The sequence below is a fragment of the Variovorax sp. VRV01 genome, from assembly GCF_014852545.1.
In the GTDB taxonomy this organism is placed as follows: domain Bacteria; phylum Pseudomonadota; class Gammaproteobacteria; order Burkholderiales; family Burkholderiaceae_C; genus Variovorax; species Variovorax beijingensis_A.
In genome coordinates this window covers 128,745-152,565 of sequence record NZ_JACVBS010000014.1, presented here as the reverse complement: position 1 = coordinate 152,565, position 23,821 = coordinate 128,745, and the positions used below count along the sequence as shown (strand labels likewise).

Genomic DNA, 23,821 nt, shown 5'->3' with positions numbered 1-23,821 from the left:
CGCTCCTGTCAGAGGGTGTAGCGGAACGACCTGATGTAGCCGCGGCCGGCGGCCGGCTTGCCCGTGCCCGCCCGGGTGAGCGGGACGACGACTTCCGAGGGGTTCTCCTTCATCTTCTCCACCGCGGTGTCGACGTGTATCTCGTAGCCGGCGTCGAGCAGCGTGTCGGCCAGATCGACGCTCACACGCAGGGTCTTGCCCGCGCCAACGCTCGCGCCGCTGATGCCGTCCACCTTCGCCTTGCCGCCCGTTGCGCGGTACCAGTCACCCAGGTGGCGCCAGTACTTCGCCTTGGTCCCTGCGACCCACAGCGTGCTCTGGTAGCGGCCGCTGCCGTCGGTGAGGTAGATGGCCACGTAGGCACCGTCGCCGCCGTAGTCGGCCAGCTGGGTCTCGATCGTGACCTGGCGCGCCGAGGCGATAGACGGTGCGGCGAGGGCGCCCGCGACCGCCGCAGCGGTCCATGCATGCTTCATGGGTGATCTCCTGGTGTCGGTAACTCTGGGGGGAAAGGCTCAGCCGATTCCGGCCCCGGGCTTCGCGCCCGGCGGCGTCTCGGGAGGTGTGCCGTGCCTGCGTTCGCGATCGCCGTGCTCGCGCTTCATGCGGACGACCTTGAGCGTCGCGGGGTCGAGCTTGACCTTGAAACGGCGGTCGTCGGCATCGCGGCCCTTGATTTCGTAGCAGCCGTCGTCGATCTTGAGCTTGTCGATGCGCCAGCCGTTGCGTTCGGCCAGCGCGCGCACGGCACTGCGCGGCTGCCAGGTCTCGGAGGGGGCGTCGCAATCATCCTCAGCGCGCACGGGCGGTGCGGCGAGCACGAGAATCGCCAGCACGAGGTTTCGCATCACGAAGAAGTGATTCATCGGTCGCAAGCCCACAGTCGAGAGTCGCGGCGGAGATGGCGTTCGGAACATGGAAGTGACATTGCGTTGGCGTGCATGTCCATTCTGGAGAGCGCGGGCCTTGGCGCATTGCGCTGGATCAAGGATGCGGCCTGCGCCGGGGCGGATGCCGTGCGGCGGCCTCCTTAAGCTGGCGTTAATCGGCGGCAGCGACCATGCACCCCATGCCCGGACCGCTGCCGGCGGCGGGTTTCCTGAGGAAAGTGCATGTTCATGTCCCTGTCGTCGCGCACCCGCATGGTCGAGCCGCCAGCCGGCGTTCCCGTCACGCCCCCGGCCGAATTCGCGGTGCACGAGCGCCACGATCCGCGCCGCGCCGCGGTCGAGGATTTCATCCGCGGCATCTACGCGCAACGCTACGGCGCGCAGGTGACGCACTTTGCGCCGCGGCTGGTGAGCCTGCGCCGCAACGGCGAACTCGTCGCCGCGGCCGGCTACCGCAACGCCGCGCACGGTGCGCTGTTTCTCGAGCACTACCTTTCGTCGCCCGTCGAGGTGCTGCTCGCCGGATGCGCGGGCGGGCGCCCGGCGCGCGAGGACATCGTCGAGGTCGGGCATCTCGCGGCCAGCCGCGCCGGCGAGGGACGGCAGCTGATCCAGCAGCTGGCGCCACATCTCGCGGCCGAAGGCTTCGAGTGGATCGTCGGCACCGTGACCCAGGAGCTGCGCAAGATGCTCGTGCGCCTGGGCGTCGTTCCGCTGACGCTCGGGGCGGCCGAGGCGTCCGCATTGGGTACCGAGGCCGTTCGCTGGGGAAGCTACTACGACCACCACCCGGTCGTGCTGGCCTCGCATCTGCGGCTTGCGCTGCGCCGCCACCAGGCGCGCCGGTCCCCGGCGCCGGGAGCGCAGGCGTGAGCCCGCGCTCCGGCACGGCCGGCGTGGCGCTGGACGGCGGCGAGCGCCGCCTCACGTTCGCCGAACTGGAAGCCGAAGCGGACCGGCTGGCGGAACGGCTGCGGGCGGAAGGGACTCGCGTCCTCGCCACCCTGATGGACAACTCGCCCGCCTGGGTGGTGGCCGACCTGGCGGCGGCGCGGGCGCAGGCGGTGCATGTGCCGCTGCCGGTGTTCTTCGCGCCCGGGCAGATCGACCATGCCGTGCGCGCCGCCGGCGTGGACACCGTGCTGACACCGCCGGCTTTCGCCGCGCGCTGGCCGCAGGGCGCGGCTTCGGGCCTGGCGGTTGCGGGCCAGCCACTGTCGGTCGTGCGTCTGCCGGTGGCGGCCGCCCCGCCGATGCCGGCGGGCACGGCCAAGATCACCTTCACCTCCGGCACCACCGGCGCGCCCAAGGGCGTGTGCCTCGGTGCCGACGCCATGCGCCGGGTGGCCGAGGGCCTCGTCGAGGCCATGGCGCCGCTCGACGTCCGCCGCCACCTCTGCGCGCTGCCGTTCGCGGTGCTGCTGGAGAACGTCGCGGGCGTGATGGCGCCTCTGCTGCGCGGCGCCACCTGCGTCACGCTGCCCCTGCAGCAGCTGGGCCTGGACGGTTCGTCGGGCTTCGATGCGGCCCGCTTCCATGCCTGCACGGTGGCGCAGCAGCCGCACAGCCTCATCCTGCTGCCGCAGATGCTGCGCGCCTGGTCCGGCTACCTGCTGCACAGCGGCCAGCGCGCGCCGGACTCGCTGAAGCTGGTGGCCGTGGGCGGCGCGGCGGTGGGCGCCCGGCTGCTCCACGACGCGCGCGCGCTCGGCATACCGGCCTTCGAGGGCTACGGCCTGTCCGAGGGTGCCTCCGTGCAGACGCTCAACCTGCCGGGGCACGATCGTCCCGGCGCGGCCGGCCGTGCGCTGCCGCATGCGCAGCTGCGCATCGCGCCGGACGGCGAAGTGGAGGTGGCGGGCAGCCTGTTCCTCGGCTACCTCGGCGACGCCACGGCGCCGCCGCGATGGTGGCCCACGGGCGACCTGGGCCGCATCGACGCCGACGGCTACCTTCACATCAGCGGCCGCAAGAAGCATCTTCTGATCACCGCCTTCGGCCGCAACGTGTCCCCCGAATGGGTCGAGACGGCCCTGCGCGGCGAGCATGCCATCGCGCAGGCCGTGGTGTTCGGCGACGCCCAGCCGGCGCTGAGTGCCGTGCTCTGGCCGGTGCGGGCCGACGCGAGCGACGCGCAGCTGCAGGCCGCGGTCGATGCCGCCAACGCCACGCTGCCCGACTATGCCCGCATCCGGCGCTGGGCACGGGGCCGGGCGAGCTTCGATGCCGCTTCCGGCATGGCCACGGCCAACGGCCGTCCGCAACGCGCGGCCATCCTGCAGTTGCATGCCGATGCCCTCGACATCGCCGTCACACCCTGACCGAAAGAACCCACCGGAGTCCCCATGAGTTTCCATGACCGACTGGTCCAACAGACCCACGACGCGCGGGCGAGCCTGCTCGGCACGCCCATCATCCAGGGCTGCCTGCGCGGCGAGGTCTCGCTGCCGAGCTACCTGGCCTTTCTGCGCGAGGCCTACCACCACGTGCGCCACACCGTGCCCCTGCTGCAGGCCTGCAAGGCGGCATTGCCGGCACGCAATGCGTGGCTGCGGGGGCCTCTGGACGAGTACGTGGAGGAAGAGCGGGGCCATGACGAATGGATCCTCGACGACATCCGCGCCGCCGGCGGCGATGCGCAAGCCGTGCGCGACGGACCGCCCGGCCATGCCACGGAGGTCATGGTGGCCTACGCCTACGACACCATCGCGCGGCGCAATCCGCTCGGCTTCTTCGGCATGGTGCATGTGCTCGAGGGCACGAGCGTGTCGCTGGCGCTGATGGCGGCCGACCAGATCCAGAAGCCGCTGCAGTTGCCCGATGCCGCGTTCACCTATCTGCGCTCGCACGGCACGCTGGACCGCGAGCACACCGCGCATTTCGAGCTGTTGATGGACCAGGTCGAGGATGCGCAGGACCAGGCGGACATCGTCCATGCCGCGCGGGCCTTCTACCGCCTGTACGGCGACGTGTTCCGCAGCCTGCCACTGCCGAGCGCAGGCACCGGCGCCGGGGGGCATCCATGAAGGTCGCCGAAGCCCGGGTGCTGCTGACGGGCGCGAGCGGCGGCATCGGCCAGGCCGCCGCCACGCAGCTGGTGAATGCCGGCGCATCGGTGATGCTGGTCGGGCGGTCTCCGGCCCGGCTGGCGGCGCAGGCCCGCGCCCTGGTGCGCGACTGCGGCGTGCCCCGGCCCCGGGTGGAGTGGTACGCAGCCGACCTGACGCGCGTCGCCAGCCTGGCGGGCATTGCCGAGGTGGCCTCCGGCTGGGGCTGCAACGTGCTGGTTCACAACGCGGGCGTATCGGGCTTCGGCCGCGTCGAATCGCTGGCCGCCAACGACATGGCGCAGGTGCTGCACCTCAACCTGCTGGTGCCGATGCTGCTGACCCAGGCCCTGCTGCCCCATTTGCGCAGCCTGCCGCGGGCGCAGATTGTCTGCGTGGGTTCGGTGCTGGGACGCCTCGGCCTGCCGGGCTTCAGCGTGTACTGCGCCAGCAAGTTCGGGTTGCGCGGATTCGCGGAATCGCTGCGCCGCGAACTCGGCGATACGCAGGTGCGCGTGCAGTACCTCGGCCCGCGCACCACGCGCACCGAATTCAACAACGCCGAGGTGGAAAGCTACAACGAGGCCACGGGCACGGCGACGGACCGGCCCGACATCCCCGCGAAGGCGCTGCTGCAGCTCGTCGAGAGCGAGGCCGCCGAGTGCTTCCTGGGCTTTCCCGAGAAGCTGGCCGTCCGGCTCAACGGGCTCGCGCCAGAGTTGCTGGACGGCGCCTTCGACAAGCACCGCCGCGCCCTGCCGCCGCGCGTGCCGCCGGCGCAGCCTTTCCTTGAGTGCCCCGACACGCCGGGCGTTTCCGACGAAGCCGATTCCCATTCGCTGCTGCACAGCGTGCACTGACCCGCAAAGGACGACACATGACACCGACCGCTTCACTCCCTTCGCCCATGCCGACCACGGTGCATCGCCGGTGGCTGATCGGCTTCGCCGCAGCCACGGTGCTGGGAGCGATGCTTCCTCGCGCAGCCCTCGCAGCAGGCGTCGACGATGACGTCGTCGAGCTGCAGCACGACTGGGAAGCAATCCGCTACCAGACCCCCGCGGCCGAGCGCGAGAAGCGCTTCGAGGCCCTGGCCGCCAAGGCACACAAGGTGAGCGAAACCTACCCGGGCCGCGCGGAGCCCCTGGTCTGGGAGGGCATCATCGTCAGTTCATGGGCCGGCGAGAAGGGCGGCCTCGGCGCGCTGGGGCTGGTGAAGCAGGCCAAGGCGCTGTACGAAGCCGCGATCGCGATCGACGGCAATGTGCTCGACGGCTCGGCCTACAACAGCCTGGGGGTCCTCTATTACAAGGTCCCTGGATGGCCGGTGGGTTTCGGCGACAAGGCCAAGGCGAAGGAACTGCTGCAGAAGGCACTGTCGCTCAACCCCAAGGGGATCGATCCGAACTTCTTCTACGGCGAGTACCTGGTCGAGGTCCGGCAGCCCGACCAGGCCGTCGCCTATCTCGAGCGGGCGTTGCAGGCGCCGCCGCGGCCGGGCCGGCAGGTGGCCGACGCCGGGCGCCGCGACGAAGCGCGCCTGCTGCTGGAGAAGGCCAGGGCCAGGTAGGCCGCCCCATCAGCGGTGCGCCGCATCGAACTGCAGTGTCACCTTCACCCCCCGGTCGCCGGCGCCGGGGCCGAACTGCAGCTCGAGGCCGTGCAGCTCGGCGATGCGCCGCACGATCGAAATCCCCAGGCCGCTGCCGCCTTCCTGCTGGCCGTCGGGCCGGTAGAAGCGCTCGCCCAGCCGCGTGAGCTGTTCGGGCGACAGCGGCTCGCCTTCGTTCTCGAGCTCCAGGTGCTCGCGCCCGATGCGCAGCACCACGCTCGAACCTTCAGGTGCATAGCGAACCGCGTTGTCGAGAAGGTTGCGCAGCAGCATCGTCAGCAGATGCTCGTCGCCGAAGAGAGGCAAGGGATGAGACCCCCGGGGAGGCCATTCGCAGGCCAGCTCGATGCGGCGGCGCTCGGCCGTCGCCAGGCAATCGCTCATGGCCTGCTCGACGATCCGCGGCCACTCCACCTCGGCGGTCAAGGCCGGGGTGACGCCGGACTCCACGCGTGACAGTGAGAGCATCTGCGTCACCAGCCGTCCCATGCGGTCGAGCCCGGCGCTGAGCTTGGCCTCGGCGGCGGCGCGTTCGGCCGCGCTGCCGGCGCGGCGCACCACGTCCCACTGGGCGCGCAGCACGGCCAGCGGCGTGCGCAGTTCGTGCGCGGCATCGGCGGTGAAGCGGCGCTCGCGCACCAGCAGCTGCTCGATGCGCGCGAACAGGCCATTCATCGCGCCCAGCAGGGGCTTGAGCTCGGCCGGCGCCCGCTCGTCGGGCACGGGCTGCAGATCGTCGGCCTTCCGTCGGCGCAGCTCGGCGGTGAGCTGGTGCATCGGCGCCAATGCGCGGCGCACGGCCCAGGCCATCACGGCCAGCAGGAAGGGCAGCACCAGCAACCAGGGGACGACCTGCGTGACCGTGAGGCCGTACACCAGTTCGTCGCGCTCGTACGCGTCCTGGCCGGCGGCCACCAGCCAGGTACCGTCGAAGGATTGCAGGTAGTAGACGCGCCAGGTCCGGCCGCCGATCCGCTCGTCGACAAAGCCTTTCGCTTCGCGCCGCCGCGGCAGCACCACGCCCTCGCGGTCCGCGAGCATGAGGCGGCCCTGCGCATCCCATGCCGCCACGGCCAGGTCGCGCACGTCCGACTCCCCGGCCTCCCGGGTGCCTTCGCCCGGCGGGGGCGGCAGCATCGGCGTGGCGCCCGGATGGCTGGGGCCCAGCGTGAACTGCACCTGCCGCGCCAGCCGGATCAGTTCGGTGTCGTACAGCTCGTTGACTTCGTGCCGCGCCCGGCTGATGGAGAAGTACAGGGCCACGCCCCAGACCAGCGGCGCGCAGACCAGCAGATAGAGCAGCAGGCGGCGCTGGAGACTCACCGGGGCACCCTTGTCGCTGCGCTCATGGCGACGGCTGGCCGGATCCGAGCGCATAACCCACACCGCGCACGGTCCGCACGATGCCCGGGTCGATCTTGCGCCGCAGGTGATGGATGTGGACCTCGAGGACATTGCCTTCGGGTTCCGTGCCGCTCCAGTCATAGAGCTTTTCCTGCAGATGCGCTTTCGAGAGCACGCGCTGGGGCTGCGCCAGGAGCGCCTCGAGCAGCGCCAGTTCGCGCCCGGTCAGGTCGACGGGTTCGCCTTTCCAGAGCACCAGTTTCCGGGCGGGGTCGTACTCGAGCGCGCCGTGCTGCCAGACCGGCTGGGCGCGGCCGGCGGCGCGGCGCACGAGCGCGCGCAGGCGGGCGGCGAGCTCGTCGATGGTGATGGGTTTGACGAGGTAGTCGTCGGCCCCGGCGTCGAGGCCGGCGACGCGCTGTTCGACGCCGTCGCGCGCCGTCAGGATGAGCAGCGGCAGCTTCAGCCCCCGATCGCGCCAGCGGCGCAGCCAGGTCATGCCGTCGCCGCCCGGAAGCCCCAGGTCCAGCACCAATGCATCGAACGAGGCGCCGGACAGGGCCGAGTCGGCCTGGCCGCCGCTGCCGAACCAGTCGACGGCATGGCCGAGCTGGCGCAGGCCGGCGGCCAGCGCGTCGCCGAGCAGGGGGTCGTCTTCGACAATCAGCAAGCGCATGTGAAAGCGGCTCGAAACAGGGGCCTGCAGGCCCACGGCCTCAGAAGCCGGCCAGGGCGAGCATGCGGGACAGTGTAGACCCGCTCACCACGAACCACCCGTCGTCGAAGGCGTTGTAGACCCCGCACACCAGCGCGGCGGCACCGGCGGCCAGGACCAGCATGACGGCAAGGACCGCCGCCTCTGCGAGGCGGGTACCCCCCGCGGTCGCCGGGGCTTGCGCGCCGCACGGCCGCGGCGCTTCGTCGCGCGACGGCGCAGGGTCTGCGCCGGCATCGGACTGGGCAGCAATGTTCATTGGCATCTCCACGTAGGCTCATGTCGCGGCCGCCCCGCAGGGCGGGTCGCACGTTCGCATGATCGCGGCGGCAGATTCGATTTGCCTTAAGACGCCGGTGGACTCCTCGGGGATGGCTCCGCGTCACTCCCCGTCAACCCGATCGAACCCCCACAGTGCGGCTGTCACCGCCAGTGCCGCCAGCGGCCCCGCCAGCGGATGCAGCAGTGCGGCGAGTACCGGTGCCACGAGGATGAGATGGCGCAGCCCCCAGCCGTACAGCGAGCCTGCGCGGCGCACGTAGGCATGGCCCGTCGGGTTCCATCGCTGCCGGGCCGCGCACTCCACCGGCATGCCGCTGATGAAGCCCAGATGCGTGTAGTAGCGCACCGCCATGGCAGAGCACACCAGCGATGCAAGGAGCAGCGCAAGGAGCAGGAGTTCGGACACCAGCCGGGGCGTGAGATGCAGCCATCCGGACGCGCCGAGGCCTTCGCGCAACGAGGGCGCGGCCAGCGTCGCGGTGCCGACTAGTCCCAGCGCGGCCGTCGATGCCGTCATCGTCGCGGACATCAGGGAATTGCGCAGCGTCTGGACCGAGAGGATCTCCGAACCCTGATGCCGCGACACGGCGTCGAACCAATCCTCGCGCAGCAAGGCATGTGCACTGCGTGCCAGGCGGTGCGGGGCGCGATGCTGCGCCCATGCGCGCGCGCCTTCGTAGGCGACCAGCACCGCGGCCGTCGCCAGGATGGCCAGCCAGGCCGCCGTGGCGCTCATGGCGCTGCATCCCCCGGAGCGCTCGGCATGTCCGCGGGGCGGGATCTGCTGCGCTCGATCAGCTCGTAGCCCGCCATGCCCGCGAGCATCGCGGCGACGAAGACCAGCGCCTTGGCCTCGCCCATGCCGGCAGCCACCAGGCCGGGGCCGGGGCAGAAGCCGGCCACGCCCCAGCCGATGCCGAACAGGACGCTGCCCACGGCCAGGCGGCGATCGACCGTGCGCGCGGTCGGCAGCCGCATGGCGGCGCCGAGGAAGGAGACCGTGCGCCGCCGAGCCACCGCGAACGCGACGGCTCCGACGGCGATCGCGCCGCCCATCACAAAGGCAAGCGAGGGGTCCCAGCGCCCGCCCAGGTCCAGGAAGCCGAGCACCTTGGCGGGGTTGGCCATGCCGGAAACGATCAGGCCGAGGCCGAACACGAGGCCGGCAAGGAATGAAGTGAGGACCGTCATGAGGTGTTCCTTAGAGGCTGGGCAGATGGCGCATCGCGAAGACCGTCAGGAAGCCGGCCGCCATGAAGAGCGCGGTCGCCGCCATGGAGCGCGGCGACAGCCGCGACAGGCCGCAGACGCCGTGGCCGCTCGTGCAGCCCGACGCGTAGCGCGTGCCCACGCCGACCAGGAGGCCGGCCACGACGAGCGGCCCGTAGCCGGCATCGATGCGGGGCGCGGGCCAGTCCGCGAAGACCGCGTAGGCCGCCGGCGCTGCGACGAGGCCGGCCACGAACGCGAGGCGCCAGGCCACGTCGCCGCCGACCGGCCGCAGCAGGCCGCCGACGATGCCGCTGATGCCGGCGATGCGGCCATTGAGCAGCACGAACATCGCGGCGGCCGCGCCGACGAGCGCACCGCCGGCCAGTGCGGCCCAGGGCGTGAATGCAGGCCAGTCGATGGTCATGATCATTTTTCCTTCGGGCAGTAGATGCGGTAGAGCAGGGCGAGGATCTCCAGCAGCGCCGGGTCCGCCACTGCGTAGAAGACGTTCTTGCCCTGGCGGCGCGTGGTGACCACGCCTTCGTTGCGCAGCACGCCGAGCTGCTGGGACAGCGTCGGCTGGCGGATGTCGAGCTGCGCCTCGAGTTCGCTCACGCACATCTCGCCCTGGGAGAGCTGGCACAGCAGCAGCATGCGGTCCTCGTTGGCCAGGACCTTGAGCATGCCGACCGCGCGGGCAGCGGCGCCGCGCAGGATCTCGGGATCGAAGACGGGGTGGGGGGGCTGGATGGCTCTCGTGCGCATGGGTCGGATTCCGGTTGACTTCATTATATCAATCAATATAATATTTATCAATAGATCATCGATCAGCTTCGCAAGTCCGCCATGAACAACACCTCAGCCTCGGTCCAGGCCTTCTTCGATCCCCAGACGGGCACCGTGTCCTACCTCGTGTGGGATCCGGCCACGCTGCGCGCCGCCGTGATCGATCCGGTGCTCGACTACGACTTCAAGTCGGGCCACACCGGCACCGCATCCGTGGACCGGGTGCTGGCCTGCGTGGCCGAGCACGGGCTGCAGGTCGACTGGATCCTGGAGACCCATGCGCATGCCGATCACCTTTCGGCGGCTGCCTATCTTCAAGGGCGGGTCGGCGGGCGCGTTGCCATCGGCGAGCACATCCGCACGGTACAGGCCACCTTCAAGACGCTCTTCAACCTGGAGCGCGGCTTCCTGCCCGACGGCAGCCAGTTCGACCACCTGTTCAGGGACGGCGAGAGCTTCCGCATCGGCGCCATAGAGGCCACCGCCCTCCTGGTGCCCGGCCACACGCCTGCCGACATGGCCTACCTGATCGGCGGGGCGGTGTTCGTCGGCGACACGCTCTTCATGCCGGACCTCGGCAGCGCGCGCGCCGACTTCCCCGGGGGCGATGCGCGCCAGCTGTACGCGTCGATGCGCCGGCTGCTGGAACTGCCGCCCGAGACCTCGATGTATGTCTGCCACGACTACCCGCCGCCATCGCGGCCGGCGCAATGGCAGACCACGGTGGCCGAGCAGCGCGCGCGCAACATCCATGTGCGCGACGGCATCGCCGAGGACGCGTTCGTGGCCATGCGGCGCGCGCGCGACGCCACGCTCGATGTGCCGACGCTCATCCTGCCGTCGATCCAGGTCAACGTGCGCGCGGGCCGGCTGCCGCCGGCCGACGACAACGGCGTGTCCTACCTGCGCATTCCGCTCAACGCGCTGCCGGTTCGCCGCACCGGCGGGACGTGAGCACCGTGGCGCGCACTTGACGGGCATCAAGCCCCGTGCGCCCGGCGCATGCCAAGCTGGCCGCAAGGAGCGCCCATGCCGTCACACAACCGCCTGCTGGCCCGCCGCGCCGGCATCGACACCTACCAGCAGCCCGTGGTCTACATGCGCAGCGACTGCGCCGTGTGCCGCGCCGAGGGCTTCCAGTCGCAGGCACAGGTCGAGCTGATTGCCAATGGGCGCCATCTGTTCGCGATCCTGCACCAGGTGAGCGGCGACTGGCTGCGCAACGACGAGATCGCGCTGTCGGAGGCGGCCTGGCACCTGATGGGCGCGGCCGAGGGCGAAGAGCTGGTGGTGCGGCACCCGCCGATCCTCGATTCGCTGGCGCACCTGCGCAACAAGGTGCATGGCGGCAGCCTGGACTACGCGGCGCTGCGGGCGCTGATGGAGGACGTGAGCCGCGGGCGCCTCGCCGACATCCACCTGGCCTCCTTCGTGACGGTCTGTGCCGGGCGCGGCCTCGGCCTCGACGAGACCGTGGCGCTGACCCGCGCCATGGTCGATGTCGGGGAGCGCATCGACTGGGGCACGTCGCCCGTGATGGACAAGCATTGCATCGGCGGCTTGCCGGGCAACCGGACCACGCTGCTGGTCGTGCCGATCATCGCGGCCTGCGGCCTGGTGATGCCCAAGACCTCGTCGCGCGCCATCACCTCGGCGGCCGGCACGGCCGACGTGATGGAAACGCTCGCGCCCGTCGACCTGGACCTGGCGGCGATGCGCCGCGTGGTCGAGCGCGAAGGCGGCTGCATTGCGTGGGGAAGCGCCATGCGCGTCAGTCCCGCGGACGACATGCTGATCCGCGTGGAGCGGCCGCTCGGCATCGACAGCGAGGGCCTCATGGTGGCGTCCATCCTCTCCAAGAAGGCCGCGATGGGTTCGCAGCGCGTGCTGATCGACATCCCGGTCGGCCCGCTGGCCAAGGTGCGCAGCGACGCCGCCGCCGGCCAGCTCTCGCGCAGCCTGGTGTCGGTGGGCGCGGCGCTGGGCCTGCATGTGCGCACGGTGTTCACCGACGGCAGCCAGCCGGTCGGCCGCGGCGTCGGCCCGGCGCTCGAGGCGATGGATGTGATGGCGGTGCTCGAACGCTCCGCCGATGCGCCGTCGGACCTGCGCGAGCGCGCGCTCCTGCTGGCCGGGCTGCTGCTCGAGCTGGCGGGCAAGGCGGCGACCGGTGCCGGCAACGCGCTGGCGCGTGCGGTGCTGGAGGACGGGCGCGCGCTCGCACGATTCATTGCGATCTGCGAGGCACAGGGCGGCCTGCGCGTGCCGCCCAAGGCCGCCCACACACACTGCGTGACCGCGCCCGCGGCGGGGGTGGTGTCGGGCATCGACACCCGCCTGGTGGCCCGCATGGCCAAGCTGGCCGGTGCGCCGCGCGATCCGGCCGCAGGAGCCTCGATGCACGTGCGCGTGCAGGACCGCGTCGAGCGCGGCCAGCCGCTCTTCACGCTGCATGCCCAGAGCCTCGGCGAGCTCCAGTACGCGTTGAGCTTCGTGCGCTCGCAACTGCCGGTGGTGCGCGTCGAAGCCGCGCCCTGAGCGCCGAAGACGCAAGGCGCGCCGCCTGGCGCAGCGGGCTCAGGCCGGCATCGTGGCGAGCAGCATCGCCTGCAGCGCGAAGCGGTGGTTCTGCGCGCACTCCGCAGCGTCGATCGGACCCGTGGGCGCACGCAGCACCCAGTGGTCCGGGTCGACGGCGTCGACCGAAAAAGCCGCGTCGCTCACCGCGCCGGAAGGATCGGGCAAGCGCAGAGAGAATCCCTCGCGGCGGGCGAACTCGAAGAAGTTCTTCGCGCGCACCGCAAGCGGGTCGCCGAAAAAGGCGATCGGCGTGTTCGGCCCCGGCTTGCAGCCATGGTCGCGCAGGGCCATCAGGTCGGCCAATGCCCGCGCGGGATGGCCGGGGCCTTCGAGATCGTCGTAGACCGGCACACCCGCGTGCTGCTCGATCATCCGCACCTCGGCAGGCGCGAGCTCCGCGCAGTCGATCGCATCGTAGAGCCGGCCGAGCATCTGCGCGAGCCCGCGGAACTTGGTTCCCGTCGGCTCGATCGGGGGACCGAGCCGCACATGCGCCACCCGCGCGCCCAGCTCCAGCGCTGCGCGCTGCAGCAACGGCAGGTCCGGTTCGGGCGGCCGCGGGCGCAGCAAGGCGATGTTCCTGCCGAGCAGCGGCCGGTCGCCGGCGCTGCCCGCGCGCCACGCAGCCTTCAGCCGGGATGCGTGCGCGAGGATGGACGACAGGTCGCCGGCCAGGAACGTGTCGCCCAGCCGCGGGCCGGAAATGTTCGAGGAAAGCTGCAGCGATTGCGTCATGGGTGGAGGCTATCTTTCGGTGCATGGCGCCCCTTGATGGCCGTCAACTCCTCGTGCTGGAGGAAACCGCTGCCTTGCGTTGAATCAAGCCGGGGCGCCGGCGCGCGCGCGGCGCGCCGGCAGGCCGCTTACTGGATCGTGAGGGTGCTGCGGCCGGTGCCTTCGCGCTTGGGAAGCGTCAGGCGCAGCACGCCATCCTCCAGCTTGGCGACGGCGGTCTTCTCGTCGACCTCGGTGGCGAGCGAGAAGCCGCGCGACACGCTGCCCCGGTAGGTCTCGGTGACCAGGGCGCGGCCATGCTTCTTCTCCAGGTCCTTCTTGATCTCGGCGGCGATCGACACATAGTTGCCGTCGATCGAGACGCGGACGTCCTCCTTCTTCGCGCCGGGAATCTCGGCCGTGACAAGGTATTCCTTGTCGTTCTCGCTCACGTCGACACGGATGTCGGCCGGCAGTTCGACGTCGTCGATCAGTTGCAGGGGCCGTGCCCAGCGGCGCAGCATGTCGGGAAACAGGTTTTCAAGGCGGTCAAGGCGAGTCAGTGCGTTCATCGTTTGCTCCAGAAGGTTGGTTGGATTTCGCACCGGACCTGCCCTTCGGTCGGGCGGCCGTGCGAGCTTCCACTCTAGGAATTCGCGCGCCGTCATTCCTTGCGCTGGATCAGTCCCGGCGCGACTTCGGCAACGGGCCGCGGCAGCGGCCCTTCAGATGTCGGAAAGCGCCAAGAGCGCTCGCTTCAGATAGCGCGAAGCCTGCGGCAGCCATTTCTCCGGATGGCGCGGATCGGGCTCCATCAGATGTGCGACGCTCAGGCGTGCCCGCATCAGCGCGTTCTTCGCGGTGTACAGGCGCAGCAGTGCCGGCGGCGGTGCGTCGTCGAGCGCCGGCGCCATGCGGGCGCACAGCAGCGGGCCGACCGATGGGTTGCCGGCCATGTCGCATTCCAGGCCCAGGAAACACAGCTCGTCGAAGGGATCGACCTCGCCGAGGCGGGCGTCGAACTCGAGCGCATCGAACACGGCCGGAGGATCCACGAGGCACACGTGCTCGGCCCGCAGGTCGCCATGGCCTTCGACGAGACGGCCGGCGGCCGCGCGTGCGCGCAGCAGCCCTTCGTGCAGGCTCAGGGCCTCGTTCATCGCCTGGCAGGCTTCGTGAGCGCGCGGCAGGGCGGACCCGGCGCGCTCGAGCATGCGCGTGCTGAGCGCAATGCCGTGGCGCAACCGCGCGACGTACTCGCCCTCGTCCACCGCGGCGCGTACCGCGCCCTGGTAGAAGGCCGCCAGCGTGGCGGCCAGTGCTTCGAGATCCGCCGGCCCGAGTCCGTTGCGGCGGATGACCTCGTCGAGCATGCGTGCCTGCGGGAGCCGCCGCATGACGACGGCCCAGTCCACCGTCTGCCGGCCCGGCAGCAGATAGGCTTCCGGGACGGCGCTGAGCATGCCGCCGTGCCACTGCAGCGCCAGCAGGCCCAGGTAGACATCCGGCGCCAGGCGGCGGTTCAGCCGCAGTTCCCGCCTGGCGTTGCATTCCCGTGCCTCCACGCTCGAGTAGTCGACAGGGGGATAGACCACCGGCTTCTTCAGCTTCAGCACCTGCGTCCTGCCCACGAGCACCCATGACATGTGGGTCTCGATGCGCTGGGGAAATGCGCTCGCGTCGCTCGCCGCGAGAAACGACTCGAGGCAGCGGACCTTTGCCTCGGTGTCCGGCAGGCGCTCGGCAGCTCCCTCGGTGGCTGCCGCAGGTGAAGGGGCGAGCGCGGCGCCGGCTTGCATCGGCAGCGGGCTCAATGGGCCATCCAGACCGGCAGCGTGGCCGATTCCAGCACGGTGCGCGTGACGCCGCCGAGCACCAGTTCCCTTGCCCGGCTGTGGCCGTAGCAGCCCATGACGATCAGGTCGGCACCGACCTCAGTGGCCAGCGACAGCAGGGCCTTGCCGGGATTCCGCGCCTCGACAAGCCCATGCTCGTGCACCCGCTCGATGCCCCGCATCCGCAGGCAGTCGCGAACGGCCGCCATCCCGGACAGCGGGTCGCCCGGGCCGTCTTCCGCGGCACAGACGAGGTGAAGCTGCGTCGCCCCGCACAGCACCGGTGTCGCGGTGGCCAGCGCACTCGCGGCCTCGCGGGTGGAGCGCCATGCGACCAGCACCGTCCGCAACCGCGCCGGCGGTTCGCCTGCGAAGGGAACGATCAGGGCCGGCTTGCCGCTGCCGAGCAGCGCTGCCTCGACGAAATCGCCGGGCACGTCGAAGCCGGTGGCGTCGAAGGGATCGCGCTGCCCCAGCACCATGAGGTCCGCAGTCAGGGCGCGGCGCACGAAGGCCTCGACGACCGGCTCGCCGCGAAGCTCCTGCCAGTCGCTGCGAACGGCGCTGTCCTGCAGGGCGCGTTCGAAGGTCGCGAGGGCACGCGCCCGGTGATCGGGATCGACCGGCCCCCGCATCGGCATGGCCGGCAGGCCCCCGGGGAGGGCGAGTGCCGGCAGCACCGGCGGCGCGACCGCAAAGAAGCCGGTCAACGCGGACCCATGGGCCTGGGCGAGCTGGTGGGCGAAGCGCAAGCGCGTTTCGGCGCGGACGGTGCCGTCCAGGTGGACGAGGATCGATGGAAGCGTGCGCATGGCGGCCATGCTGCGCCGGCGCAGCGGCGCATGCCTTGCGCCAGCGCAATGAGGAACGGTGCGCGGGCTTGATCGGCATCAAGGCCACCGCACCGCGGCCGCCGAAGATGCGCCCATCCGTCTCTCTGCCGCGCCAAAGGTGCATCCCACTGCCGATCGGGGACCGTCCATGAACTTCAAAACCATCCTCGTGCATCTCGACCATTCCGACCGCTGCGCGGCGCGCACCGCGCTGGCGGCGCGATGGGCCGGAGCACACGGCAGCCATCTCGTCGGCCTCGTGCCCTCGGGACGGTACGACGGCGTGATTCCGGCCGATGCCATTGCCCCGGAAGTGGGCGACTTCATCGCGGCGTCGGCCGACTACCTGCGCCGCCGGGCCGAGACCATCGGCCGGGAGTTCGAGCAAGCCGTCGCGGCAACGGGTGCCGTCGCGCACGAGCTTCGTGTGGTCGACGCAGCGACGACCGATGCCGTGGTGCAACACGGTCGCGCGAGCGATCTCGTCGTGCTGGGCCGCGACGACGGCTCGGGCGCGAGGGACGTCGCCGTGCACGGCCTGGTCGGCCATGTGCTGATGGAAGTGGGCAGGCCGGTGCTGGTCGTGCCTTGCGACGGCGATTTCGAGGGCGTCGCGCGGAACGCGGTGGTGGCCTGGAACGGTTCGCGGGAGGCCGCCGTGGCGCTCCAGGCGGCGCTGCCGGCGCTGCAGCGCGCCCGCCGGGTGACGCTGGTGGACTTCCGCAGGCCGCAGGAGGCGGGCGACGATCGGCCGCCCTCCGCCGCGGAGATGCTCCGCTTCCTGGCGCGCCACGGCATCCAGGCGAGCTTCGAGCGCGATGTCGCGGGCAGCGATGTCGCCGCTGCGCTGCTGTCGCGCGTCTCGGAACTGGGCGCCGACCTGCTCGTGATGGGGGGCTATGGCCACCCGCGTGTGCAGGAAATGGTTCTGGGCGGCGTCACGCGGCAGATCCTGGCGCGGGCAAGCGTGCCGGTCCTGATGGCGCATTGAGGGCGCGACGGCGGCACGCCGCCGCGGGCGGCCGCGCCGGGAACTCAGCGCCCGAGCACGTAGGCGCCCGGCGCGTCGCCGATCGGCGGGTAGCCGTGCCGCGGCGAACCCATGCCCGGCGGCCGCCGCCTCGGTCCCGAATGCGCCGCCAGCCACTGCTGGAAGCAGGGCCACCAGGAGCCTGCCCTCTGCTGCGCGCGGTCGAGGAATTCGTCCGGCGCCACGTACGGCGCGTTCCTCGTGCGCTTCAGCAGCTGGTGGCTGCGGTGCAGATGCCCCGGCTCGCTCAGGATGCCGGCGTTGTGGCCGCCCTCCGTCAGCACGAAGCTGACCTCGGTGTCGCACAGCAGATTGATCTTGTACACCGATCGCCAGGGTGCCACGTGGTCGGTGCGGGTGCCGAGCGCGAACACCGGCACGTCGATGTCGTTGAGCGACACCGGCCGTCCGTCGACCAGGTAGTGGCCCTCGGCCAGCGCGTTGTCGAGGAACAGGCTGCGCAGGTAGTCGGCATGCATGCGGTGCGGCATGCGCGTGCCGTCTGCGTTCCAGGCCATCAGGTCGGTCACCGGCACGCGTTCGCCCAGCAGGTAGTTGCGCACCATCGGCGCCCAGAGCAGGTCGCCCGGGCGCAAGGCCTGGAAAGCCGCCGCCATCTGCTCCGCGCCCAGGTAGCCCTGGCGGGACATGATGTCCTCCAGGAACGCCAGCTGGCTTTCGTCGATGAAGAGGCCCAGTTCCCCCGGCTCGGTGAAGTCGGTCTGCGCGGCCAGCAGGGTGAGCGTGGCCAGGCGGTCGTCCTTGTCTCGCGCCATGGCCGCCGCGGCGATCGCCATCAGGGTGCCGCCGAGACAATAGCCCACCGCATGGACGCGGCGCCGGGGCGCCACGGCCTCGATCGCGTCGAGGCTGCCCATGATGCCCAGGCGCAGGTATTCGGCCATGCCGAGTTCCGCGTCGGCCGCCTGCGGGTTGCGCCATGAGATCGCGAAGACCGTGTGCCCGTTGGCCACGAGATGGCGGACCAGCGAATTGTGCGGCGAGAGATCGAGCACGTAGTACTTCATGATCCAGGCGCTGACGATCAGCACCGGTTCGGCGTGCACCGTCGGCGTGGCGGGGGCGTACTGGATGAGCTCGATGAGCTCGTTGCGCAGGATCACCTGTCCGGGCGTGAGCGCGACTTCATGTCCGGGCCTGAACGACTCCGCCCCGGCCGGTGCACGCCCGAAGGCCATGCGGCCGGCATCCTCGGCCCAGTGCATCGCGCCGCTCGCCAGGCAGCCGCCGCCGGTGGCTGCGATCTTCTGCAGCACCTGCGGATTGGTGACCGCGGCGTTGGCCGGCGACAGCAGCTCCAGCCATTGCCGTGCCATGAAGGCCACCAGCTGTTCATGGTGGCGGTCCACGCCGGGCACGCCGTGAATGAAGGTGCGCAGGCGGTGGGCGGCGGCCTCGTGGGCCTGCCGGTACAGGCTGAACGGCCAGGCATCCCATTGCGGTCCCGACAGGCGCGGCTCGTGCACCGTCCCGGGTGCCTGGACCGCGGCTCCGTCGATGGCGGCGCGGATCGCGCGGCCGGGCTGCGTCGCGAGGTGGACGGCCCAGTCCGACCACGCCAGCATCTGCGCTGCGGGCGACATGCCTCCGCCCAGGTGGCCCCAGAGTGCGTGCAAGGTTCGGTCGAGTTCGTCGGGCTCTGCGTTCATGGTGTTTTGTTGCGGAAAGCTCGCGGGTGGTCAGTGCGGCCGGCTCAGGCGCACCTCGGGCCAGGAAAGTTCCAGTCCCATCATCGCGCGTGCATACAGGTAGTTGTTGAGCGTCCGCTCGCTGAGCGAATCCATGTCCACATGGCCGACCGCGTCACATGGAAAGACGAAGGCGCGGTGATTGTCGAACAGGGGTTGAAACCGAAGTTCGTAGCCACCGGATGCAGTGAGTGTGTCCATCTTGGTCTCCTTGGGCGTTGCGCTTGCGTTCGCCATTGCCATCGGAAAACGAATCGCGCCATACCAATTTAGAACCCGTGCTTGGCTGCATCATCAATGCTGCGCATCAGACGGAAACACTGTGTCAATCGTCGGTATCAGGGGCCGCTCGTCCTCGACCCTGTTCGTGCGCAGGGCTTCGCGTCCGCGCGGTGTGATCTCGAGCACGGTGGCTGCATCCTGTCGCTGGATGGGATCGACAGCGGCGTGCGGCGGTGGAATCCGCACCGTGATCAGACCGGCGGCGTCGAGCACGTGCAGCCTGTCGATCACCGCGGCATCGGCCCGGGTGCAGGGCAGCGGCGCTTCGGACAGCGCCCTCAAGAGGTTCAGGCACATGGGCAGACCTCCATGGGCTCAGTCGAGCGTGACCCAGAAGACGAACATGTTCAGCAACAGCCACGCACCCGCGGCAGACAGCACCGCGGCCAGCGCCACCGCGACCCACTGGAGGACGGACATGGCGGGTCTGCCGGGCGATCAGCGCCTGGCGCGGGCGCAGGTGCTGAAGCCGAAGAGCGAGTAGAGCGGGCAGGTGCCGATCACCCCGGTCAGCAGCGGCACCACGCCGATGTAGCCCCAGCGGCCGATGATTTCGGTGGCGGCGAGCACGATGAGCAGCGTGCCGCCGCTCACGCGCGCCGTGCGTTCGAGGGGGCCGATGTTTTTGGACAGGAAGGACATGCGTTTCTCCTTGCGGGCAGGAGCGCATCTTGTGCGGCGCCGGCCCGTCGGGCATTGAGGCAGATCAAGGAGGCGGGGGCTGCTCCGGATGTGTCCGCTCCCTCAGGCGGGCAGCAGCGCGCGGACGCTCGCCGCAATGGCGGGGGCGAGCCGGATCCGGTTGGATGGATGGCGGATGGTGTCGCAGCTGACGATGTCGCCCGCGCCGGCGGAGCGCAGATCCTCGAACGCGGTCTGCGCGAACACGGCGTGGACAGCCACGCACACCGGGGCGGCGAGACCGGCCCGGCGCAGGTGGCCGACCGTCTCGATCATGGTGCGGGCGGTCGAGACGATGTCGTCCACCAGCACCGGCGTGTGCGAACGCCAGCGCCCGACATCGGGCAGCGAGACCTCGACGTCGCGATCGCCGCGGCGCGTCTTGCTCAGCACGATGAACGGGGCCGCGGCATGTTGCGCCACGGCGCCGACCCATTGGGCGCTTTCCTCGTCGGGACCGATCAGCAGGGGCTCGCGCACATGGGCCCGAATCCACTGCGCCACGCTCGGCGAGGCATGCACGACGCCCGACGGAACGCTGCAGACCTGGGACAGGTCGGTGATGCGGTGCAGGTGGGGATCGACGGTCACGAGCCAGTCGGCACATTGCGAGAGCCATGCGCCCACATGCCGGGCGCTGACCGTCTCGCCGGGCTGGAAGCGCCGGTCCTGCCGCATGTAGGCCAGGTACGGCGCGACCAGGCCCACCGAGGTTGCGCCGGCTTCCCGCAGCGCCGCCGCCAGCAGGAACAGCGGCACGAGCTTGTCGTCGGGCCGGTCGAGCGTGCAGACGATGAGCGTCCCGCGTCCGTCGACCGGCGATTCGATGCGCACGTAGGACTCTCCATCGGGAAAGCGCCGCACCGTGGCCGCGCCGCGTTCCAGGCCGAGGCACGCGGCCAGCGCGTCGGCGAGCTGGCCGTTTCCGGGCATCGCGACCGCGACGACGGGCATGGTCATTCGAATGCCTGGGTTCCCGCCGCGCTGTGAACTTGGCGCAGGGCAGGCCGACGGTGGCGGACTATCGCAGGACCAGCACGGGAAGCGCCGAGTGCGCCAGCACGTGCTGCGTCTCGCTGCCCAGCAGCAATCGCTTGATGCCCTTTCGGCCGTGCGATGCCATCACGATCAGGTCGCTCTTGTGCTTCTTGGCTGCGGCGATGATCGATTCGGCCACCAGGTCGGAGCTGACCGTCGCCGTCTTGATGCGCACGCCGTCCTGCCTGGCGCGCGCGCTCACGGCATCGAGCATGGCCACGGCCTTGTCGTTCCATTGCTTCTCGACGCGGCTGACGTCCTCGGCGGAGACGGTCATGGAACCGTCGAAGTAGCTCCTTTGGTAGCGTGGAACCACATGGAGCGCCACGAGATCGGCGTCGTTCTGGGCCGCCAGGGAGATCGCACTCGCGACTGCTTTCTTCGAGAGCGCGGAACCGTCGGTGGGAACGAGGATGCGTTTGAACATGAGAGTCTCCGATGGAGTGTGTGCCGCGAGCTTAGGCTCGCGGCACGCGGCGTGCGTTGATTCAGATCAAGGGACATTGCAGCGGCCGCAGGGGCGCCGCATCGGGGCGGGTCAGGCCCGGGCCCGGCGGTGCGGCGCCGGCCGGCGCACCCGCGAAGGCGCGGCGCCCGCCAGGCGGGCGTAGAAGAATCGCTTGGCCATCTCCGCCAGCGCCAGGTAAGCCGCCAGCATGCCGGCCAGCCAGGCGAAGAAGATCGCGGGCGGCGGCTCGAAATGGAAGAACCTGGCCAGCGGCAAAAAAGGCAGCAGCAGCGCGGCGGCCACGACGAGGAGCGATGCCACGGAGAGCGCCGCGCCGGGGCGGCTGGCCCAGGGCCGGCCGCGGGTGCGGATCACGAAGATCACCAGCACCTGGGTGGCGAGCGACTCGACGAACCAGGCGGTGCGAAACAGCGGGGCATCGGCGTGCAGTACCTGGATCAGCAGCCAGAAGGTCAGTGCGTCGAAGGCCGAGCTGATCGCGCCGAACAGCCACATGTAGCGCTGGATGAACTTCATGTCGAGCGTGCGGGGCCGGTGCAGGTCGGCGGCATCCACGCGGTCGAGCGGGATGGCCGCCTGCGACAGGTCGTAGAGCACGTTGTTGAGCAGGATCTGCGCCGGCAGCATCGGCAGGAAGGGCAGCAGCAGCGAGGCGCCCGCCATGCTCAGCATGTTCCCGAAGTTGGAGCTCGTGCCCATCATGATGTACTTCATGACGTTGCCGAAGGTGCGCCGCCCTTCGAGCACGCCCTCGTGCAGCACGCCGAGGTCGTGGTCGAGCATGACGATGTCCGCCACCTCCCGCGCCACGTCGACCGCGCTGTCCACGGTCAGCCCCACATCGGCCGAGCGCAGCGCGGGGGCATCGTTGATGCCGTCGCCGAGGTAGCCGACCACGTGGCCGCGCGTCCTGAGCGCCAGGATGATCCGGTTCTTCTGCGCCGGGTTGACGCGGCAGAACAGGGTGGTGCGGCCCACGCGGGCGCGCAGCGCGATATCGTCCATGGCCGAGATCTCCTGCCCCGTGAGCACGCCCGCCACCGGGATGCGCAGCAGCGTGCACAGGTGCTGCGTCACCAGCTCGCTGTCGCCGCTCACGATCTTCACGTGGACGCCGCTCCTCGCCAGCGCGGCCATGGCTTCGCCCGCACCGGCCTTGGGCGGATCGATGAAGGCGGCGAAGCCGGCGAACACCAGCGCGCTCTCGTCGCGCACGTCGGCATGCGGATGGTCTGCGGGCACATCGCGCCAGGCCACGCCCAGCACGCGCAGGCCCTGCCGTTCGAGCGCATGGCAGCGCTCGCGCAGCTGCACCAGGGCGTCCGCGTCCAGCGGTGCCGGCGAGCGGCCCTCGTCGCGTTCGAAGCGGTTGCACAGGGCCAGCACGTCGTCCGGCGCGCCCTTCACCACCAGCCAGCGCGCATCGCCGCGGTCGAGCAGCACCGAGACGCGCCGGCGCTCGAAGTCGAAGGGCACCTCGTCGATCTTCTTCCAGGCCGCGGTGTCCATCGGGTGCGCCAGCAGTGCCTCATCGAGCGGGCTCTTCAGGCCGCTCTCGAAGGTGCTGTTGAGGTGGGCCAGCATCAGCACCCGTGCACTGTCGCGGCCGTCCGCGTCGGCGCAACAGGCCAGGCTGATGCGCGCCTCGGTCAGGGTGCCGGTCTTGTCGGTGCACAGCACGTCCATCGCGCCGAGGTTCTGGATCGAGGCCAGGCGCTTGACGATCACGCGGCGCCCGGCAAGGCGCATGGCGCCGCGCGAAAGCGTGACCGACACCACCATCGGCAGCAGCTCGGGCGTGAGCCCGACGGCGAGCGCCACCGCGAACAGAAAGGAGTCGAGCAGCGGCCGATGCAGGACCACGTTGACCAGCAGCACGAACAGCACCAGCAGCAGGGTCAACCGCATGATCATCAGGCCGAAGCGGTGCATGCCGATCTCGAACGCGGTGGGCGGCGGTTCGACCTGGATGCTGCTCGCCACCTCGCCGAGCGCGGTGCGTGGGCCGATGGCCATGACGCCGACGCGCGCGCTGCCGCTGATCACCGTGCTGCCCATGAACACCGCGTGGAGGGCGTCCTGCAGCTCGGGGGCATCGCCGCTTGGCGCGTCCGGGCGCTTCTCCACGGGGTAGGACTCCCCGGTCAGCAGGCTCTGGTTGACGAAGAAGTCACGCGCCTCCAGCACCAGGCCGTCCGCCGGCACGCGATCGCCCGCCGACAGCAGCATCAGATCGCCCGGCATCACCTCGGTCACCGGAATCTCCCGCGTGGCGCCGTCGCGCAGCACGCGGGCGCGCAGCGCCACCGAGGCGCGCAGCTTCTCGGCGGCGTTGCTGGCGCGGTGCTCCTGCACGAAGTCGAGCGTCACGCTCAGCAGCACCATCAGCACGATGATCCCGGCGTTGGCGATGTCGCCCGTGGCCGCCGAGATCGTGCTGGCGGCGAGCAGCACGAGGACGAGCGGATTGCGCAGCCGCGCGAGGAACTGCAGTGCCAGCGAGCGCTTCGCCTGCGGCTCGAAGCTGTTGGTCCCCCAGCGTGCACGCGCCTCGTCGGCCTGCAGCTGCGACAGTCCCCAGGCGGCGCCCGTGTGCGCACCAAGCCACCATGGCTCGGGGACGCAGGCTTCGGCGTTGGCGTGCGAAGGGTGTGGAACTGAGGGGCGCATGCCCCAGGCTAGGCCTGCCGGCGCGTCCCGGCCTTGCGCCCGATCAAGCATCGGCGCGGCGGCGCGGAAGTCCGCAGGCGGTTGATCCAGCG

Annotated in this window: 28 protein-coding genes; 8 read left to right on the top strand and 20 right to left on the bottom strand. The window is 70.6% G+C overall.

What is annotated here, in order from left to right; translation table 11 throughout:
• Positions 1-8: 8 nt before the first annotated feature.
• Both IB278_RS23530 and IB278_RS23525 read right to left on the bottom strand, forming a co-directional pair.
• A complete protein-coding gene (locus tag IB278_RS23530; protein ID WP_192325737.1) occupies positions 9-476 on the bottom strand; it encodes a DUF2271 domain-containing protein in 468 nt (155 codons plus the stop codon).
• A 39-nt stretch (positions 477-515) separates the two neighbouring features.
• Entirely contained in the window at positions 516-848 is a 333-nt protein-coding gene (locus IB278_RS23525; RefSeq protein WP_225613098.1) for a PepSY domain-containing protein, read from the bottom strand.
• Positions 849-1,112: 264 nt separating this feature from the next.
• Between IB278_RS23525 and IB278_RS23520 the strand changes: the two genes are divergently transcribed.
• The 5 genes from IB278_RS23520 (at position 1,113) to IB278_RS23500 (ending at position 5,507) form a co-directional block, all read left to right on the top strand.
• Positions 1,113-1,763: a thermostable hemolysin gene (locus IB278_RS23520; RefSeq protein ID WP_225613097.1), complete on the top strand. Its 651-nt coding sequence runs from the start codon at positions 1,113-1,115 to the stop codon at positions 1,761-1,763.
• The gene (locus IB278_RS23515; protein WP_318646697.1) at positions 1,760-3,211 is read left to right on the top strand and encodes an AMP-binding protein; all 1,452 of its coding nucleotides are present in this window, start codon (positions 1,760-1,762) and stop codon (positions 3,209-3,211) included. Before IB278_RS23520 ends, IB278_RS23515 begins: the two co-directional genes overlap by 4 nt.
• 24 nt (positions 3,212-3,235) lie before the next feature.
• Complete coding sequence (locus tag IB278_RS23510; RefSeq protein ID WP_192325735.1) at positions 3,236-3,916, top strand: TenA family transcriptional regulator; 681 nt, start codon at positions 3,236-3,238, stop codon at positions 3,914-3,916.
• Positions 3,913-4,797: an SDR family oxidoreductase gene (locus IB278_RS23505; RefSeq protein WP_192325733.1), complete on the top strand. Its 885-nt coding sequence runs from the start codon at positions 3,913-3,915 to the stop codon at positions 4,795-4,797. The genes IB278_RS23510 and IB278_RS23505 overlap by 4 nt, the downstream gene beginning before the upstream one ends.
• Positions 4,798-4,907: 110 nt before the next feature.
• Positions 4,908-5,507: a hypothetical protein gene (locus IB278_RS23500; protein WP_192325816.1), complete on the top strand. Its 600-nt coding sequence runs from the start codon at positions 4,908-4,910 to the stop codon at positions 5,505-5,507.
• Positions 5,508-5,516: 9 nt separating this feature from the next.
• On the opposite strand, the gene IB278_RS23495 is transcribed toward IB278_RS23500, so the two are convergent.
• The 7 genes from IB278_RS23495 to IB278_RS23465 form a co-directional block, all read right to left on the bottom strand.
• Positions 5,517-6,872, bottom strand: coding sequence for an ATP-binding protein (locus tag IB278_RS23495; protein WP_192325731.1), 1,356 nt, complete (start codon positions 6,870-6,872; stop codon positions 5,517-5,519).
• Positions 6,873-6,894: 22 nt separating this feature from the next.
• Complete coding sequence (locus IB278_RS23490; RefSeq protein ID WP_192325729.1) at positions 6,895-7,569, bottom strand: response regulator; 675 nt, start codon at positions 7,567-7,569, stop codon at positions 6,895-6,897.
• A 40-nt stretch (positions 7,570-7,609) separates the two neighbouring features.
• Positions 7,610-7,873, bottom strand: a complete 264-nt coding sequence (locus IB278_RS23485) for a hypothetical protein (protein WP_192325727.1) — start codon at positions 7,871-7,873, stop codon at positions 7,610-7,612.
• Positions 7,874-7,990: 117 nt separating this feature from the next.
• Positions 7,991-8,626 (bottom strand): DUF599 family protein, encoded by a 636-nt coding sequence (locus IB278_RS23480; RefSeq protein WP_192325725.1) that lies wholly within the window; start codon positions 8,624-8,626, stop codon positions 7,991-7,993.
• Entirely contained in the window at positions 8,623-9,081 is a 459-nt protein-coding gene (locus IB278_RS23475) for a YeeE/YedE family protein (RefSeq protein ID WP_192325723.1), read from the bottom strand. Before IB278_RS23475 ends, IB278_RS23480 begins: the two co-directional genes overlap by 4 nt.
• A 10-nt stretch (positions 9,082-9,091) precedes the next feature.
• Positions 9,092-9,526, bottom strand: a complete 435-nt coding sequence (locus IB278_RS23470) for a YeeE/YedE family protein (RefSeq protein ID WP_192325721.1) — start codon at positions 9,524-9,526, stop codon at positions 9,092-9,094.
• 2 nt (positions 9,527-9,528) lie between these two features.
• The gene (locus tag IB278_RS23465; RefSeq protein WP_192325720.1) at positions 9,529-9,867 is read right to left on the bottom strand and encodes an ArsR/SmtB family transcription factor; all 339 of its coding nucleotides are present in this window, start codon (positions 9,865-9,867) and stop codon (positions 9,529-9,531) included.
• An 81-nt stretch (positions 9,868-9,948) separates the two neighbouring features.
• Between IB278_RS23465 and IB278_RS23460 the strand changes: the two genes are divergently transcribed.
• Complete coding sequence (locus IB278_RS23460; RefSeq protein WP_192325718.1) at positions 9,949-10,842, top strand: MBL fold metallo-hydrolase; 894 nt, start codon at positions 9,949-9,951, stop codon at positions 10,840-10,842.
• Positions 10,843-10,917: 75 nt separating this feature from the next.
• A complete protein-coding gene (locus IB278_RS23455; protein ID WP_192325716.1) occupies positions 10,918-12,426 on the top strand; it encodes a thymidine phosphorylase family protein in 1,509 nt (502 codons plus the stop codon).
• A gap of 39 nt (positions 12,427-12,465) precedes the next feature.
• Here IB278_RS23455 and IB278_RS23450 read toward each other — a convergent pair whose 3' ends face one another.
• The 4 genes from IB278_RS23450 to IB278_RS23435 form a co-directional block, all read right to left on the bottom strand.
• Complete coding sequence (locus IB278_RS23450; protein WP_192325714.1) at positions 12,466-13,203, bottom strand: hypothetical protein; 738 nt, start codon at positions 13,201-13,203, stop codon at positions 12,466-12,468.
• Positions 13,204-13,331: 128 nt separating this feature from the next.
• On the bottom strand, positions 13,332-13,754 hold the full coding sequence (locus IB278_RS23445; protein ID WP_192325712.1) for an Hsp20/alpha crystallin family protein: 423 nt from the start codon (positions 13,752-13,754) through the stop codon (positions 13,332-13,334).
• Positions 13,755-13,907: 153 nt separating this feature from the next.
• A complete protein-coding gene (locus IB278_RS23440; RefSeq protein WP_225613096.1) occupies positions 13,908-14,981 on the bottom strand; it encodes a hypothetical protein in 1,074 nt (357 codons plus the stop codon).
• 11 nt (positions 14,982-14,992) lie between these two features.
• On the bottom strand, positions 14,993-15,829 hold the full coding sequence (locus IB278_RS23435; protein WP_192325709.1) for a universal stress protein: 837 nt from the start codon (positions 15,827-15,829) through the stop codon (positions 14,993-14,995).
• Positions 15,830-15,998: 169 nt separating this feature from the next.
• Between IB278_RS23435 and IB278_RS23430 the strand changes: the two genes are divergently transcribed.
• Entirely contained in the window at positions 15,999-16,841 is an 843-nt protein-coding gene (locus IB278_RS23430) for a universal stress protein (protein ID WP_192325707.1), read from the top strand.
• Positions 16,842-16,885: 44 nt separating this feature from the next.
• Here IB278_RS23430 and IB278_RS23425 read toward each other — a convergent pair whose 3' ends face one another.
• The 7 genes from IB278_RS23425 to mgtA all read right to left on the bottom strand — a co-directional run bounded on the left by IB278_RS23425 (position 16,886) and on the right by mgtA (position 23,729).
• Positions 16,886-18,550 carry a PHA/PHB synthase family protein gene (locus IB278_RS23425; protein ID WP_192325705.1) on the bottom strand — a complete coding sequence of 555 codons (1,665 nt, stop codon included), beginning with the start codon at positions 18,548-18,550 and terminating at the stop codon, positions 16,886-16,888.
• 30 nt (positions 18,551-18,580) lie between these two features.
• The gene (locus IB278_RS23420) at positions 18,581-18,790 is read right to left on the bottom strand and encodes a hypothetical protein (RefSeq protein ID WP_192325703.1); all 210 of its coding nucleotides are present in this window, start codon (positions 18,788-18,790) and stop codon (positions 18,581-18,583) included.
• A gap of 93 nt (positions 18,791-18,883) precedes the next feature.
• Positions 18,884-19,168 carry a hypothetical protein gene (locus tag IB278_RS23415; protein ID WP_192325701.1) on the bottom strand — a complete coding sequence of 95 codons (285 nt, stop codon included), beginning with the start codon at positions 19,166-19,168 and terminating at the stop codon, positions 18,884-18,886.
• A gap of 141 nt (positions 19,169-19,309) precedes the next feature.
• Positions 19,310-19,513, bottom strand: coding sequence for a DUF2892 domain-containing protein (locus IB278_RS23410; RefSeq protein ID WP_192325699.1), 204 nt, complete (start codon positions 19,511-19,513; stop codon positions 19,310-19,312).
• Positions 19,514-19,615: 102 nt separating this feature from the next.
• Positions 19,616-20,506, bottom strand: coding sequence for a ribose-phosphate pyrophosphokinase (locus IB278_RS23405; RefSeq protein ID WP_412556334.1), 891 nt, complete (start codon positions 20,504-20,506; stop codon positions 19,616-19,618).
• A gap of 67 nt (positions 20,507-20,573) precedes the next feature.
• Positions 20,574-21,017: a universal stress protein gene (locus IB278_RS23400; protein ID WP_192325695.1), complete on the bottom strand. Its 444-nt coding sequence runs from the start codon at positions 21,015-21,017 to the stop codon at positions 20,574-20,576.
• 111 nt (positions 21,018-21,128) lie between these two features.
• The gene (mgtA, locus tag IB278_RS23395) at positions 21,129-23,729 is read right to left on the bottom strand and encodes a magnesium-translocating P-type ATPase (RefSeq protein ID WP_192325693.1); all 2,601 of its coding nucleotides are present in this window, start codon (positions 23,727-23,729) and stop codon (positions 21,129-21,131) included.
• Positions 23,730-23,821 lie beyond the last annotated feature (92 nt).